This window comes from Helicobacter sp. 12S02232-10, assembly GCF_002272895.1.
Taxonomy (GTDB): Bacteria; Campylobacterota; Campylobacteria; order Campylobacterales; family Helicobacteraceae; genus Helicobacter_J.
This window is the reverse complement of sequence record NZ_MLAQ01000010.1, coordinates 1-15,799: the sequence shown is the minus strand read 5'-3', so window position 1 is coordinate 15,799 and position 15,799 is coordinate 1. Positions and strand designations below refer to the sequence as shown.

11 protein-coding genes, 1 other RNA gene and 1 CRISPR repeat array are annotated in these 15,799 nt (G+C 36.3%); of the genes, 6 read left to right on the top strand and 6 right to left on the bottom strand.

Translation table 11 applies throughout. The annotated features are described in order from the left end of the window. Position 1: 1 nt before the first annotated feature. On the top strand, positions 2 to 1,594 hold the full coding sequence (gene argS, locus BKH41_RS07860; RefSeq protein WP_095298755.1) for an arginine--tRNA ligase: 1,593 nt from the start codon (positions 2 to 4) through the stop codon (positions 1,592 to 1,594). Positions 1,595 to 1,604: 10 nt separating this feature from the next. Here argS and torA read toward each other — a convergent pair whose 3' ends face one another. The 6 genes from torA to BKH41_RS07830 all read right to left on the bottom strand — a co-directional run bounded on the left by torA (position 1,605) and on the right by BKH41_RS07830 (position 10,734). Further along, positions 1,605 to 4,094 carry a trimethylamine-N-oxide reductase TorA gene (torA, locus tag BKH41_RS07855; protein WP_095298753.1) on the bottom strand — a complete coding sequence of 830 codons (2,490 nt, stop codon included), beginning with the start codon at positions 4,092 to 4,094 and terminating at the stop codon, positions 1,605 to 1,607. Then, positions 4,091 to 4,759, bottom strand: a complete 669-nt coding sequence (locus BKH41_RS07850) for a heme-binding protein (RefSeq protein WP_095298749.1) — start codon at positions 4,757 to 4,759, stop codon at positions 4,091 to 4,093. The genes torA and BKH41_RS07850 overlap by 4 nt, the downstream gene beginning before the upstream one ends. Before the next feature lie 127 nt (positions 4,760 to 4,886). Continuing rightward, a complete protein-coding gene (locus BKH41_RS07845) occupies positions 4,887 to 6,152 on the bottom strand; it encodes a TolC family protein (protein WP_095298747.1) in 1,266 nt (421 codons plus the stop codon). Next, complete coding sequence (locus BKH41_RS07840) at positions 6,149 to 9,280, bottom strand: efflux RND transporter permease subunit (protein ID WP_095298745.1); 3,132 nt, start codon at positions 9,278 to 9,280, stop codon at positions 6,149 to 6,151. The genes BKH41_RS07845 and BKH41_RS07840 overlap by 4 nt, the downstream gene beginning before the upstream one ends. Next, positions 9,277 to 10,311 carry an efflux RND transporter periplasmic adaptor subunit gene (locus tag BKH41_RS07835; protein ID WP_095298743.1) on the bottom strand — a complete coding sequence of 345 codons (1,035 nt, stop codon included), beginning with the start codon at positions 10,309 to 10,311 and terminating at the stop codon, positions 9,277 to 9,279. The genes BKH41_RS07840 and BKH41_RS07835 overlap by 4 nt, the downstream gene beginning before the upstream one ends. Continuing rightward, on the bottom strand, positions 10,312 to 10,734 hold the full coding sequence (locus BKH41_RS07830) for a MarR family transcriptional regulator (protein WP_095298741.1): 423 nt from the start codon (positions 10,732 to 10,734) through the stop codon (positions 10,312 to 10,314). Between the two features lie 125 nt (positions 10,735 to 10,859). Between BKH41_RS07830 and rnpB the strand changes: the two genes are divergently transcribed. From rnpB to BKH41_RS07810, 5 genes are all read left to right on the top strand, one after another. Then, positions 10,860 to 11,185, top strand: an RNA gene (gene rnpB, locus BKH41_RS07825) — RNase P RNA component class A. 79 nt (positions 11,186 to 11,264) lie between these two features. Next, the gene (locus BKH41_RS10140) at positions 11,265 to 11,390 is read left to right on the top strand and encodes a hypothetical protein (RefSeq protein WP_257875443.1); all 126 of its coding nucleotides are present in this window, start codon (positions 11,265 to 11,267) and stop codon (positions 11,388 to 11,390) included. After that, positions 11,387 to 12,307, top strand: a complete 921-nt coding sequence (rsmH, locus tag BKH41_RS07820; protein ID WP_095298739.1) for a 16S rRNA (cytosine(1402)-N(4))-methyltransferase RsmH — start codon at positions 11,387 to 11,389, stop codon at positions 12,305 to 12,307. The genes BKH41_RS10140 and rsmH overlap by 4 nt, the downstream gene beginning before the upstream one ends. Positions 12,308 to 12,312: 5 nt before the next feature. Next, positions 12,313 to 12,603, top strand: a complete 291-nt coding sequence (locus BKH41_RS07815) for a hypothetical protein (protein WP_095298737.1) — start codon at positions 12,313 to 12,315, stop codon at positions 12,601 to 12,603. Positions 12,604 to 12,712: 109 nt separating this feature from the next. Beyond that, positions 12,713 to 14,605, top strand: coding sequence for a DUF1561 family protein (locus BKH41_RS07810; RefSeq protein WP_095298735.1), 1,893 nt, complete (start codon positions 12,713 to 12,715; stop codon positions 14,603 to 14,605). A gap of 471 nt (positions 14,606 to 15,076) precedes the next feature. Continuing rightward, positions 15,077 to 15,708: a CRISPR direct-repeat array (repeat unit 36 nt; unit sequence GTTTTAGGCAGTTATTAAATTCTTCTATGCTAAAAT). Positions 15,709 to 15,799: the final 91 nt, after the last annotated feature.

Genomic DNA, 15,799 nt, shown 5'->3' with positions numbered 1-15,799 from the left:
AATGTATTATCAAGTCAAAAAAATTTTAGACAACATCCTTTCAAGCGATGTCATTTTAGAACGCCCTAAGAATAAAGAGTATGGGCATTACGCTACTCCGATTGCCTTTTCATTGGCAAAAATTCATAAAAAAAGCCCAACTTTGATTGCCCAAGAAATTGCGGAGCGATTATCCAAAATCAATGAATTTGCGCGTGTTGATGCCTTAAATGGATATATCAATATCACGCTTTCAGAAAGTTTTTTTGAAAAACTTGCTTCACTTGCAATTGAGCAAGGTAGTGATTTTGGTAAATATCAAGGTTCGATCAAAAAAAAGATTCTTTTAGAATACGTGAGTGCTAACCCAACTGGACCTCTTCATATTGGTCACGCTAGAGGAGCAGTTTTTGGCGATAGTTTATGTAGAATCGGTCGTTTTTTGGGCTATGAAATTACTACTGAATACTATATTAATGACGCGGGCAGTCAGATTCAAATGCTTGGACTTTCTATTTATTTGGCTGCTCGAGAGCATTTTTTAAAAAAAGAAGTGCATTATCCTGAGCAGTATTATAAGGGAGAGTATATTCTTGATTTGGCCAAATTGGCTCTGGATCAGTATGGTGAGGAAATTTTTGAATCTCAAGATTCAATTTTAATGTTGAGTGAATTCGGAAAAGATTTGATGCTTCAAGAAATTAAGGAAAATCTTTGCGAAGTCGGCATTGTTTTTGATCATTTTGTGAGTGAAAAGTCTCTTTATTCCAAATGGAGTGAAGTTTTAGGGCAATTGGAGAAAAATGGAGGTATTTATGAAGATGAGGGGAAAATTTGGCTCCGTTCAAGTGCTTTTGGCGATGAAAAAGATCGTGTGGTTGTAAGGGAAAATAATGAGCCTACTTATCTTGCAGGCGATATTATTTATCATAATGATAAATTTATGCGCAACTATGATCACTACATTAATATTTGGGGTGCAGATCATCACGGCTATATCGCACGCGTTAAAGCAGCTATTAGTTTTTTGGGCTATGATGCTACAAGGCTTGAAGTTTTGCTTTCACAGATGGTAAGCTTGCTAAAAGGTGGTCAGCCTTACAAGATGAGCAAGCGCGCAGGTAATTTTATTTTAATGAAAGATGTGGTCGGAGATATTGGTAGTGATGCATTGCGATTTATCTTCTTATCTAAAAAATCAGACACACATTTGGAGTTTGATATTGAGGAACTAAAAAAACAAGATGCCTCTAACCCTATTTTTTATATCAATTATGCGAATGCGCGTATCCACACAATGTTTCAAAAGTCTTGTTTTACACAAGAACAGATTTTGAGAGCTTCTTTAGAAGGGATTCACAAAGATGCTCAAAGTTTATTATTCAGTGCTTTGAGTTTCCCAAGAGTGATTGAGACGGCTTTTGAAGAACGCGGACTTCAAAAACTCTGTGAATATTTAAAGATGCTTGCTTCAGAATTCCATAGTTATTACAATGCCCATAAAATTATTGGCACTCTTTCAGAAGCTTCAGTTCTTAAGGTTTGCAAGGTTGTAAGCCTTTGCATTACCATAGGACTTGACTTGCTTGGTATTGAAGCAAAAACAAAAATGTAACTTTGCCCTTTCAGGCTCCTTTTGGAGGAGTGAAAGCAGTAATTGCAGGAACTTTACCTTTATATTTTTCAATATTTACTAAAGTGGTATGGGCAATATTTCCATCGGCTAATTTAGATGTGGGGAGATCGATTGTTAAGACATTGGCGCAACCATTTTTGCATAAAGAACCGATTTTTCCAGGTTCTACTGGGTCATACCACGCTCCCTCACTCAATCTTACAACCCCTTTGGCAATATCTTGTGTCACAAATGCTCCAGCTAAAACTTGTCCTCTTTGATTGAAGACACGTACAATATCACCAGTCTTAATCCCTTTTGCTTTTGCGTCTTCTTGATTGATCCAGATAGGTTCTCGATCTTTGATGGCGTATTTTTTTCTCAAAGATGTATTGGAAAGCTGTGAGTGAAGCCTATCGCCAGGATGGGGGCTGACCATAGCAAATTCAGCAGGTTTATTTTTCATCCCCAACCATTCGATAGGTTCTATCCAAGATGGGTGAGGGGGACAATCCTGATAATTCATTTTTTCTATTTCTTGAGAATAAATTTCAATCTTTCCTGATGGCGTGCCTAAAGGTTCCAAAATAGGATCTTCTCTAAAATCAGCATATCGTGCCCATTCTTGATTTTCAACAGAGGCTTCAAAAGTGAGGGGTTGATTATTCTTCCAGAATGTTTCAAAATCAGGCATAGATATTTTTTGAAGTTTAGCTTGAGAAAGGGCATTTTGATAAAAACTCTTTATCCATTCCATTGTATTTTTGTTTTCGCTATATTGTTCATAAACTCCAAATTCCCTCGCTAAATCGCAGAAAATATCATAATCGTCCCTTGCCTCAAATTCTCTTTTAATAAGGGCTTTCATCGGAACAATATTAAGATTGGAGTAATCTCCTGTCATTGTAATGTCGTTTCTTTCATAACTCGTGGTAATAGGCATTACAATATCAGCGTGCTTAGCTGTTGGTGTCCAATAGATGTCGTGAATGACAATAGTTCGAGGTTTTCGCCACGCTTTTAAAAGTTGGTTGGTATTTTGATGGTGTACAAATGGATTGCCCCCTACCCAATAGATAAAATCAATATCGGGATAGGTAATTTTTTGTCCGTTAAAATCAATTGTTTTACCCGGATTTAATAATGCCTCAGCAATCCTTGCAACAGGAAAATCATATTTAGCACCTTTTAGCAACCAACTTGCTCCACTATCAGCTTTACCAGAAGTATTGCCTAGATTCATTCCTCCAATGATGGGTGCATTGGTGGTAGGAGAACCTCCGTTGGCATAATGATAACTCAACCCAAATCCTCCACCTGGCAAGCCGATTTGCCCAATCATAGATGCAAGTGTTACTAACATCCAATGCGGTTGTTCCCCGTGGTGTGCTCTTTGCATTCCATAACCTGAAATCAATAATGTTCTGTTTTTATAAAACAGCTTTGCAAGATCTTTAATGATGCTTTCATTAATGCCAGTAATTTTTTGTGCCCATTTAGCATCTTTAGGTGTTTTATCCTTTTTACCTAAAAGATAGTCTTTGAATGGTTCAAATCCCTCAGTATAGTTTTCGATAAAATCTTTATTGTATTCCCCTGTGATTAGCATTGTATGAGCAATTCCAAGCATTAAAGCTACATCGGTGTTTGGAATTGGAGCGATCCACTTGGCGTTTAAAAATTTTGCAGTTTCATTGCAAACAGGATCAATACTGATGATTTGCTTTTTGGATTCTTTGAGTGCTTTCAGATATTCCAATCCTTTTTGATCGCTTGAAGTCCAAGCAATTTTAAGTGTTAAAAGCGGATTAGCTCCCCAAATAACAACAACATCAGAATTTTCAAGCACAACAGGCCAAGAGGTTTGTTGCTCATACACTTCAATCGTTCCTACCACGTGAGGCATAATAATTTGTGAAGCTCCCGCAGAATAATCCCCGCTTGTCCCACTAAATCCCCCACTCATTCCCATAAATCTTTGAAGCAGGGTTCGGCTGTTATGCATATTTCCACTGCTTTTCCATCCATATGATCCAGCAAAAACCCCTTGAGCCCCTTTTTCTTTTCGTGTTTTTTTGAGCTCTTTAGAAATAAGCTTGATAGCATCTTGATAACTGACTCTTACCCATTCATCTGCACCCCTGAGCTCAGGTTTGGGATTATCAGGATTTTTCAGATAGGATTTTCTTACCATCGGGTATTTAATCCTATCTTTTGCATAGACCAAATCAGCGGTAAAATTTTGAAGCGAGTTGGGCATATTCCCAGAAAGGGCATTTTGACTTTTAATGATTTTTCCATTTTTGAGAGTGACTTTGATGATTCCCCAGTGTGCTGCAGTAATAACATCACCATTCATCACTAAGCTTGTAGAAAATTTTTTAGCTCCTGCAGCCATCAGTGTAGTGCGATTGAGGAGAGAGTCTGCAAATGGGATTGCAGCACAAATAGCGGCATATCGAAGAAGAGTTCGTCTTTTTTCATTGATTTGATTTTTCATTTTAATTCCTTTATTTGTGTATCACTTGCGTGTTTTTGTAAATACTGTGTTACTAGATAGATTTCATCCTTATTGAGTCCTGTTCTGCTTGACATTGAACGGATAACAGCAGGCCATTGATTAGCTTTGAATTCAGTTGGTTGGTGTAAAGCGTGGCATATAGAACAATTTTGAGAATACAAACTATCTGCCTTAGAATATAAGCTTTTTAAATCAGAACTAAATCCCCCATCATCACTCCAAAGCTCTACAGATATTTTTTGATAAAGCGTTTGGGCATCTTTTCCTGTTTTGGGTTTTAGGTGGGAAAGTGATATTTTGCTATCCCCTGTTTGAGATTCTTTGGCTGCTTGAGTTTTTAGAATCTTAAAAGGAACGTCTGCATTTTTAATAAGTCCTGCGACCAAGATCCTTTGTCCCATCGTGAAATAAATTGCATTTGGGATGCCTTTTTGAATATACCCTTGAAAGGATAAAAGCACTTTATTCCCCGATTTTTTGATGATCTTAACCTCTGAAGTGGGCAATAGTTTCCCAATTACTTTTTGGGAATTTTGAGTGCTGTAAAGTGGTTTTACAATGCCAGCATAAACCGAATCGCTTGCTTCAAGAATGCTTAAAATGCCCAGTGCCCCTAATACGAAAGTTAAAAGTAATTTTTTCATTGCTATCTCCTTAAAATAAACCTTAGATTGATTATAGGCCTTTTATCAAAAAAGATAGATGATTGAGAACAGAAAACAGTTATATAAAAAAATATACATAGAATTTAGTAACATAAAAATATTGATTTTATTTGTTTTCAGAAGCAGTAACAGAATGGATAGAGTTAGTGTTTAAAAGCCTGTCAATTTTGGCTAGTGAGATAGCGATTTCGTATTTGGATTGCGTGATATTAGTTTTAGCAGTGGTTAGTAGAAATTGAGCATTTAAAAGCTCGGTATAGGTGGCAATATTTTGAGTATATCGATTATTAATGATTCGGTAGTTTTCTTCAGCTTGTTTCAAAGAGATTGAGGCGACCTTGAATTGTTCTTTGGCAAGTTCGAATTCGTTCATAATTTTATTGATCTGAATTCTAAGGTCTTTTTTGTATTGGTTGATTTTGCTCAATAATGAGAGATAATAAAGCTTTTTTGCCTGATAATTGTAATGATCGCTTAATCCATCAAATATATTCCAAGAAAAAACAACTCTTGCCTGACTTTGGAGGGCATAACTCGTGCGCGCTATGCTACCGCCGTTGATATACCAAAATTTTGTCCCGATAACATCAATAGTTGGCATAAAAGCACCTTTGGCGATATTTACCTCTAGGGAAGCAGATTGTAAAAGTGAGCGTAAATACAAATAGTCGGGATTTTCTGATAAGACCTTATCTAATATGACTTCTAGATCAAAGTTAATTTGGGTAGGTGTGTCGATGTCTTGAAGTTCTTCAGGGTGGATAGTTAAGCCTGTAAGCGTTCCCAAAGTATTTTTAAAATATTCCAAATTTAGCTGGTTATTTTTGAGTGTTATATCAGCATTAGCGATTAAAACTTCCACGCTTAAAACTTCGTTTTTGGCCCGAAATCCCTGATTATAAAATTGCTGCGCCTTTTGTTTTTGAGCTTCAAGGAGTTTTTTGGATTGTTGGGCAATTTGTAGCGTATCCATTGCCTGCAAGATCGAAATATAAGCCATTTTGGTTTCTAAAGCGACATCAGCAATATTGGTTTGTAGGACATAATTTTGGCTTTTTTGCGCTTGTTTGGAATCTTTAATTGCATAATAATCTCTTAATCCATTAAAGAGATTGTATCTGCCTGTAAGATTAAAACTATTTAAAAAATAATCTGCAGAAGCACCTGGAATGTTATAGCTGAAGATATACCCAAAATCTACCTTTGGCATAAGGGCAGAGAGTTTGGCTTTAGAGACGCTTTGAGATTGTGCGTAAAGATAGCTTTGAGATTTGATTTTGTCGCTGTTCCTGATAGCTAAATCAATGGCTTGCCCGATGTCAAGCGCAAAGCAGAAATGCCAGAAAGTCAAAAATAAAAACCAAAATCTCAACGTTCAGTCCTTTTGTCTTTAATCACAAATAACAAAAGTGCGGGTATCACAAAAACCGTGATAAGGGTTGAAAACACTAGACCGCCGATAATCACTGCTCCCAATCCTCGATAAATTTCGCTTCCTGATCCTGCAAACAAGACTAGAGGCAACAGCCCAAAAACGCTTGTAAGCATACTCATATAAATCGGTGAAAGCCTGCTTTGAGTAGCATTTAAGACAGATTCATAAGCAGGAATTTTATATTCTTTAAAATTAATGAGTGTTTGATATACGATTAAGATTGCATTATTGACCACACTACCTACTAAGATGATAAAGCCTAACATTGTAATCACATCAAGATTTTGAGGGGCGATGAATTTATTTACTAGATATAGTCCTATCAAACCTCCCGTAGTTGCAAAAGGCACGGTTAAAATGATGATAAAGGGATAGATGAAGTTGCTATAGAGTGCACAAAGTATCAGATAAGTAATGATGATAGCAAGTATAAATCCACCTAAGAGTTCAGTTTTAAGTTTGTTTAGTTTGCCTGCATTACCACTAAGTTCCATTCTATCAGGAGTATTTTTTTGAATACTTGGAAGAATCTTTTCAGAGATGGTGTCAGTTATTTTTTCCAGTGGTTCATTTTCTTTTGGATTGAGAATGAGTAAAATATTTCTGTTTTGTTCAAAATGCCTAATGCGTGATACACCTAATTCATTTTTGATTGTTGCTAGAGAATTGATAGGCAATATACCCCCATTAGGTGTATAGATTTGAGAGTAAAGAATATCTTCGGGTGACATTTTGGATTTATTTTTATTTTGAGAAGACTTCAGCACGAGATCAATGTTTTTTCCATTGTCATCTTTGTATTGGGAAATTTTTTTTCCTTCTAACATCACTTCTATAATTGTGCCGAAATTAGTCAGATTGAGTCCGTTTAGAGCAAGAATCCTAGAATCAGGGTAAAGATTAATTTCGCGGTTGTTGATTTCAAGCGATGGGACTGTGCGGATACTCAGATTTGGAAAGTGTGTTTTGAGCGAGGCAATGAGCTCTTGAGCAGTTTGGAGCAGAGAGTTGAGATCGTTGCCGTTAATATTAATATCAATGCTTGATCCGCTTGCTCCGCTGAATATCCCTTGCTGGAGAACCACGCCGGTGATATTTGGGATAGAGTTGATGACACTTTGAGCGTAAGGAACTAAATCGGGGGCTAAATCTGGATTTTGGGCTGTCAGGTAAAAATACATATTTGTTCCTGAACTGATAAAAAAATCTTTGATGACAGGCACATCTTCAGCAGATTCTTGTTGGTAGCCATTGATTTCTAAAAAGGGCTTGAAATCTTCATAGATTTCTTTGATGATTCGATCTTTTTCTTCAAGAGAAAGACCAGGTGGAGGGTCTAGATAGCTGATGATGAAGTTTTGAGAGCCTTTTGGTAAGTAGTCTGTTTTTGGGAATGCAAAAAAGCTGAATACGCAACAAAACCCAACGAAAATAACGATAGTAAAAATTTTAGACAAAGTACTCTGCGTACATATTTTAAGTGCTTGCATCAAAAGATTGGAGATTTTTTCCCCAAGCTGTTCAATAGTTTTATTCAGCAATGAAAAGACTTTGATTTTTATTTTCGGCATATAGGCGAGCTTTTGGAGCATAAATAAAGTAAATGTCGGGATGACAAAAATACATACCAAAAATGAAATCAAAATTGAACTGCTTGAAGCTAGAGCAATATCAACAAAAAGTTGTCCAGCTTCATCTTTAAGTCCGATAATAGGGATAAAAATCGCTACGGTTGTTATCGTGGAGGCAAAGAGTGCCCCAATAACTTCTTTTGTTCCTTTAAGGGCTGCCTCCCAAAGACTACTTCCTTTGTCTTTGTGTGCAATGATATTGGCCATCACAACAATTGCACTGTCAATAATCATACTGATCGCAAACGAAATGCCTGCTAAAGAAACCACATTCAGCGTTCTACCAAAAGCCTGAAGCAGGATAAATGAACCGATAATGCTAATGGGAATGATCAAAGCAACCACGATTAGCGAGGAAAAATTTCTCAAAAAGAGGTATAAGACCAGTGCAGCTAAAACAATGCCTGCAAAAATATTTTCTTTAACTTGATTGATAGAGGATTGTATATAGTATCTTTGATCTCTTCCCCAATCAATGGTAAGTTGATGTTTTTTCATAATCCCATCGTTAAGTTTTTGCGTGAGTTTTTCAACCCGATCTGTTAGATCTAAAATGTTCGCATCAGCATTTGGACGGATTTGCAAAGAAATCACATTATCATTGTTGTGAATATTATAGCTAGTTGTGTTTTCATACCCCTGAACAATTTTGGCAATATTTTTGAGTAAAATAACCTTGTTCCCTTGAGATTTGATCACAGTATCATAGATAGAAGTGATATTTTGATATTCTCCTATTGTTGAAATACGATAATTCCGTTGATCAAAATCAATACTGCCCCCAGTGATGTTTGTGTTTTGGGTTTGGATGGCTCTGATGACTTCTTCCATCGTGATATTATTAAAGGCGAGTTTTTGGGTATCTAGAACGATTTGTATTTGTTTGCTAACCCCTCCGCTTACATAAACTTCTCCTACGCCATTTAAGCGTTCATAATATTTGATGACTTCATCATAAATAAAATTTTTATAATGATCAATAGGTTCTTTATTTCCTTCAGAAGTCTTGACAAAAAGATACACTGCAATAGGGATACTCTCCCCAGTTGTTTTAATGATGGGTTTTTCAATGTTTGGAGGATATCCTCTGACTTCATCAAGTTTGGCACTGACATTCAAAAATGCTAATTTCATATCCGTGTCGATGTTGAATTCAAGATTGATGATACTCATTCCCTCTCTTGAAGTCGAAGTTATTGTATTGAGACCCGAAATATTTTTGAGATATTTTTCTTGTCGATCGGTGATTTCTTTTTCAATCTCATAAGGTGTCGCCCCTTGGTAAGACGTATAAATGCTGATGATAGGGCGAGTCACTTGGGGGAGAAGCTGATAAGGCATTTTTGAAAGCGCGATGCCTCCAAAAAGAAGTAAAAAAATCACGCCCACACAGACAACAACAGGATTTTTCAGACAGTATTGAATGGATTTCATTTTTTTCTTGGATTTTTTTCTTCGATTTCACTGCCGTTTTGAAGTCTGTCTTGACCGCGATAAATGACTTTTTCGCCTTCGGTAATCTTGCCTCTGATAAGGGCTTGTGAATCCTGAACAGAGAGGGTTTCAACCCTAATGGCAAAGGCTTGGTTGTTCTTGGCGATAAAGATGGTTGGGTATCCCAAATAATATACGATACTATCTCTTGGAACGATAAATCCTTTGCTTTCTCCATCAATGTTAAGCATTGCTTCCACAGCCATTCCATCCAAAAAACTCCCGTCGTTTTTCACCCCGATATGAACTGGAAAAGTTCGCGATCGGATATCGGCTTTGGGAATGAGGGCAGTGATGTTGCCTTGATAGTTTTTGTTATTAATAGTCAAATTGACTTTTTGCCCTAACTTGATATTTTTGGCAATTGAGCTTGGCACATCAACAATCGCTTCTACATCGGAGTTGTTTAAAATTTGACAAACAGGCTCACCTACGTTTACCCATTCGGCAATATGGACTTTTTGTTCTACAATGATACCTTCAAATGGCGCATAAATGGTTTTTTTAGCAAGTTCAACTTGAGAAATTTCAAGTTCGGCCTGAAGAGCGAGCATATTGGCTTCTTGGGATTTGAGCTTGTATTCAAGATTTTCATATTCTTGGAGTGGGACAGATTGACTGTCTAAGAGAACTTTATAGCGTTCAAGCTCTTTTTGTTGCCTTTGAAGAGAGTATTGTGCTTGAGTGAGTTTGGCTTGTTTGATTTGGATATCTTTTTGAAGCAAATCATCATTAATGCTTAAAAGCTTCTGGTTTTTTCTGACTTTTTGCCCGATACGAAAATATACTTTTTTGACAACGCCTTGAGTTTGGGAAGCAATATTAGAAATCTCTTTAAAATTAATGCTACCGATAAAAATCTCTTGTTTTTGTAGTGTTCCGCTTCGGATTGGTTTGGTATTGACATAGATAGGTTTTGCCCCAAGCATTCCTGCTATAAGCACAAAAATCAAAATGAACGTTTTAAACATCTAATTTAAAACCCCCGTGATTTTTTCTAAAATTCTTAAAAATTCTTTTTTTTCTTCATCTGAAATTGTTTGAGTAAAAATATTGGTGATTTTTTGTTTGTTCTTTTTGATGACGGCGAGCTTTTCGATCCCTTCGGGAGTGATGCTGATTTTTGTGATTCGATTATCTTCTTTTTTGGAGTTTTTTGCGACAAATTTTTTTTTACATAAGGATTCGATTGTTCTAGAGATTGTTCCTTTGTCTTTGAGAGTAATATTAGAGAGATCAGTGACGTTGAGAGGTCCTTCTTTTTCTAAGATGATGAGTGTGCCGATTTGTTCGATTCCGATATTAAAAGGACGAAGTTCTTGACTGAAATAATTTTTGATTTGTCTAGAAGCGAGAATAATGGAGAGTGCGACATCTTTGTTTTCTCCTTGCATTTTTTTATTACTCTCCTTGAATTGAATATAAATATTATTCTCTAAATTATTTATTTAAAATATGATAGCATAAAACTTTGAGAATTGCGGCTGGGTTTAAGTTATTTTTAGTTAAAATGTAGGTGCAGGCATAACAGGCGGTTGCTCCCAAAGAACGAAAGAGGAGAGGAAAGTCCGAGCTGCAGAGACAGGATTCCATTTAACGAATGGCTGGCGCAAGTCAAGGGAAAGTGCAACAGAAAATAAACCGCCCCTAGAGGGTAAGGGTGAAATGGTGAGGTAAGAGCTCACCGGAATCCAAGCAACTGGATTTGTCCGTGTAAACCCAATCCGCAGCAAGAAGAGTATGGTTAATGTCTCATTTTAGCTCTTCGCTTGAGGCACATTGCGAAATGTGTCCTAGATAAATAACCGTCCTTGACAGAACTCGGCTTATCGTTACGCCTGTCTTTTGAATTTCACCGATTAATCCTATTTTTAGTATTTATTTGTTTAAATTTGTTTTATTATTTTTTCAAAAAGCAAAATTTATGGATCAAATGAATCAAAAACTTCAAATCTTATATCAAAAAGCCTTTGAATATCATACAGACGCTTGTGAGGTTGAAAAACTTGCTGGGTGTATGCGTGTAGTTAGCAGGACTGGAATTTTATGATGAATGCTCCCCATATCCCTGTTTTATTGGATGAGGTCCTTGAAGTGTTTGAAAAGATACAAGAGGGTATTATTGTTGATTGCACTTTAGGTTTTGGTGGCCATTCTCAAGCCCTTTTGGAAGCCAAGCCTGCCATTCGCGTAATTGGCATTGATAAAGATGCTCAAGCAAGAGATTTTGCTCAAAAAAGACTCCAAAGTTTCGGTGATCGTTTTATGTGTATAAGTGGGGGATTTGGCGAAAAGTTTCAAGAGGTTTTGAATACTTATGGCTCTATGATCAAAGGTGTTTTAGCTGATATCGGTGTGAGTTCCTTGCAACTTGATAGCCCTGATCGTGGTTTTGGTTTTGCGTCTGAAAATTTGGATATGCGAATGGATACGCTTGCTTCTTTGAATGCCTATAGCGTTGTAAATCGTTATTCTGCCTATGAACTTCAGAGGATTTTTAGAGATTATGGTGAAATCAGAGAATACAAAAAGATGGCTTCTTTGATTGTGGAGAGACGCGCAAAAAAACCTTTTGAATCCGCTAAAGATTTGAGTGAATTTTTACAAAAGCATTTTAAAAATCCTAGAATTCATCCCGCTACGCTTGCGTTTCAGGCAATTCGCATTGAGGTAAATGATGAGCTTGGAGAGCTTGAAAGGCTTTTGAATACACTTAAGGATATGCACGGGGCAATATTTGCAGTGATTTCTTTTCATTCTTTGGAGGACAGGATAGTAAAAAACGCTTTTAAACAATGGTCAAAATCGTGCGTTTGCGATCCTTTGCTCTACAAATGCGAATGCGGGGGCAATCATTCAAAAGGTGATATAATAACCAAAAAGCCCAAAATCGCATCTGATGAAGAAATCTTTAAAAATCCAAGATCGCGCAGTGCTAAGCTCAGGGCTTTTGCTTTTAAGGATTGAAGAGTATGGAAGAGAAATATTTGCGAATCAAAGAGCACGAAAAAGAAGAACTTCTTTTTGAGGAGGAGCATACCAAAGGGTTGAGCGTGAATGCATTGTTTGCAGCCTATATGATTTTGGTATTTTCCTTGATAGTCTTGCTTCCTAAAATCTATCTTGCGAGCAATATCTATTATGTCAGTCGTGATATTGCTAAGCTTCAAACACAAGAAAACTTACTCAAAGAAGAAAATCATCGTTTAGAGCGTGAGCTTGAAGATGTGAGATTTAAATATTTAATGATGGATTTAAGCTAATTTATTTCAAAATATTTTTTTTAAATTAATAATGAATATTAATTTTATTTTAATCCAAAGAGCGTTAAAATTTATAAAATTTAGCTCCAAGTAAAAAATAAGGAAAAAAATGACTCAAATATTAAAATTAATAATGATCATTTCAGCTGCAATCACTCTTTGTATAGCAGATGAAAATCATAATCTTGTACCTGTGGTTCAAAAACCTACCGATAAGCCTAAGGATAAACCGATTATGTTGCATTCTTCGGGTGTAAAAACTTGCTATATCCCTACTTTTAGATTCGATGGGGCTTATGTGGGAATATTGAACTGCAATGATCAAAATGCCAAGCCCGCCAGATATGATGTATTCCAGAGGATTAGTTATAATATCAATAATGTATGGGTATGTCTGAGTGCTCCTAAGAATGTGACAGAAGGGAAGGATCAATGGGATTATATTCATTTAACTCCTTGCGTTATCAATGACAAAAGCCAACGATGGATCGTTAAAAATAATGCTTTTTATACTGCGGATGGAAAATTCCGTATCAAAAGTACCGATTGGCTCTATATTACCAAAGATACCAAAGACGCGAATGATCATACGCTTGATATCTCAATGAAGGATTGGATAGATACGATAGCCACACCCGGAAATATAAGTATTGTAAGCTCTATAGGTTGGGATTTGGTAACACAAAGCTCTATGAATCGCTATTATATGGGCAAGAACAGATCGTGGGACTATTATGTTTCGCTTTATTATAATCCTGACAATGGACATATTGCGAGTTATGATCCTACAACTGGAAGCCTTTTTTGTATGCGCAGTCGAATCACAAGCACCCAAGATTGGAATTGGGTTGATTGGGTTTCTTGTGATGATACACCTTCAGGTAGAAATAACGCGACTTTTTGGGGTATGGATTTGATGAATAAGAATGGGGGAGTGATAAAGGATTTTAAAGGCAATGCTTTAAGAGTTACTAGATATGGTTCTAATTGGGGCGTGCCCTATACTGCTAAACCTGCTTTTTTAAAAAGCGATACTACTCATAGTCCCACTTCTGAATTTAAAGTTGAAAAAGATTTGCTTGATTGGATACGCTATGCTGATGGAAATGTAAGCAAAACCCTACATTATTGCCCTGCTCCAGGAATAAGTACTCAAAAGCGAGTAAAAAGAGATTTACCTTCTGATTTTTCGCTCAATCAAGATTGGATAAGGCGTCTGTATGACATAGCTGTTTCTACGGATGGAAGCGCTCCTATTGCCGGAAGGTGTGGAGTGTGTCTATTGCATTCTTATCAAATGTTAGGGGAATTGGGTCAATATTATCCCCATAGTCCGCTTTCAAGCGGGGGTTATTTTTTTAATACCGCTGCAGGCGTAAATCCTTTTGTCTCTTTCTCTCACAGAAATTCTTTACTTTATGATAGCTTGATGGATATGACCCATTGGTTTGGTCGACCACTTCTTCCGGGAGATAATGCGTTTTATAGAGATATGGATATTATTTTGGCTTCTTCGATTTCAATGCTTTCTCAATACGATTGGACACTGACGCATAGGGCTTTAAATCGTCAAGAAATTGTTACGGCCTTAACCTCTCTTTTCAATGCTCCAAGCGGTAGGGCGTGGATAGCCGTTGTAGTCAGACGTGCCCCTGATGGGAGTATCAATAACCACGCCACACCCATTATTGCCACGCAACAAGGGTTAGTTGTGATTCCTACAAATACAAATATGCCTTTTACGGCTTTCACCGAATTGATAGCACCTGTAAATAGTGCCCAAGCATTGGTGGATAGGCTTACTAGAAGAAGCTCAGGGAGTTATACCTTAAACGGAGTAGCTTTATTTGCAATGAGGGATTTTTATACAGATTCTCTTGATAGGGAAATTTCCAATCATAGTTGCACAGGAGATGGGGAAGATAGACGTGGGAGTGGTCTTTTTCCTTCAGCAGCATCAGTCAATCAGTGTGTAAGTGGCAGATGTGCTTTGAGCCAATAGATTCTAAGCAAACCATCTTGCCTGAGAGATTTAAGATTTGTTCTGATTCAGCCTTTCTTTAACAAACGCGTCTTTTATCGACTCTTGGGTAATTTAAGGCGAAGTCTCTTGAGAATCTATCTAAATAGTAATGTAGTTTTGGAATGACTATAAACGACAAAATATTTTATTTTGTCGAGATTTGTTTAAGGTGGCATTACTATGAATTCTAGTGGAAAATTGGTAAGTTTGGAACGTATAGTTTTAATTTGAACTACGTGGCAATCAATGATTTTTAACAATCCTAATGGTATACTTCAAATAACTGCCTTAGATTCAAGCACAGACAAATCAATCTTTTTTAACCTCAAATTATAGTTATTACCGCTTAAAAACAGAACGCAAGTTCAAGGAGCGTGCATAATAAGACCTTAAAGAATGTGAAAATACGATGCTAAAATGTTTATGCGTGGTTGTATATTTTATTTTTACGTTTTAGGCAGTTATTAAATTCTTCTATGCTAAAATAGTACGGCGATATCAAGTTGTGATGGGGGTGGTTTTAGGCAGTTATTAAATTCTTCTATGGTAAAATTAGTTTTTTGCTTATTTGATATCGAGGCGTTGTTTTAGGCAGTTATTAAATTCTTCTATGCTAAAATTCATTTTTTTTATTGTGTTCTTGTTTCGAAGTTTTAGGCAGTTATTAAATTCTTCTATGCTAAAATCAAATTCTCTTTTAAAAATAGAAAAATATGGTTTTAGGCAGTTATTAAATTCTTCTATGCTAAAATCAAATTTTTAACGAGGTTAAAGAAGAATTTGTTTTAGGCAGTTATTAAATTCTTCTATGCTAAAATAGATGTACGAACTTCGTTAAATATGTGGAAGTTTTAGGCAGTTATTAAATTCTTCTATGCTAAAATACAATTATCCTAACGGTGCTCATTCGTTCAGTTTTAGGCAGTTATTAAATTCTTCTATGGTAAAATGGACTGCAAGCCCATTTAAACATTTTTTGAGTTTTAGGCAGTTATTAAATTCTTCTATGGTAAAATTCAATAATTCTTTTGCCTCTTGATAATCTTGTTTTAGGCAGTTATTAAATTCTTCTATGGTAAAATACACCTCTATCAAATCATTGATATTAGGGATATACATAGAATAAAATGATAAAAAATATGCTATAATACACACAGAAGATTTTAATAACTG

Excerpts from the sequence above, each read along its gene's own strand:
- argS (WP_095298755.1), top strand. The coding sequence starts at position 2 with ATGTATTATCAAGTCAAAAAAATTTTAGACAACATCCTTTCAAGCGAT.
- torA (WP_095298753.1), bottom strand. The coding sequence starts at position 4,094 with ATGAAAAATCAAATCAATGAAAAAAGACGAACTCTTCTTCGATATGCC.
- BKH41_RS07850 (WP_095298749.1), bottom strand. The coding sequence starts at position 4,759 with ATGAAAAAATTACTTTTAACTTTCGTATTAGGGGCACTGGGCATTTTA.
- BKH41_RS07840 (WP_095298745.1), bottom strand. The coding sequence starts at position 9,280 with ATGAAATCCATTCAATACTGTCTGAAAAATCCTGTTGTTGTCTGTGTG.
- BKH41_RS07835 (WP_095298743.1), bottom strand. The coding sequence starts at position 10,311 with ATGTTTAAAACGTTCATTTTGATTTTTGTGCTTATAGCAGGAATGCTT.
- BKH41_RS07830 (WP_095298741.1), bottom strand. The coding sequence starts at position 10,734 with ATGCAAGGAGAAAACAAAGATGTCGCACTCTCCATTATTCTCGCTTCT.
- BKH41_RS10140 (WP_257875443.1), top strand. The coding sequence starts at position 11,265 with ATGGATCAAATGAATCAAAAACTTCAAATCTTATATCAAAAAGCCTTT.
- rsmH (WP_095298739.1), top strand. The coding sequence starts at position 11,387 with ATGATGAATGCTCCCCATATCCCTGTTTTATTGGATGAGGTCCTTGAA.
- BKH41_RS07815 (WP_095298737.1), top strand. The coding sequence starts at position 12,313 with ATGGAAGAGAAATATTTGCGAATCAAAGAGCACGAAAAAGAAGAACTT.
- BKH41_RS07810 (WP_095298735.1), top strand. The coding sequence starts at position 12,713 with ATGACTCAAATATTAAAATTAATAATGATCATTTCAGCTGCAATCACT.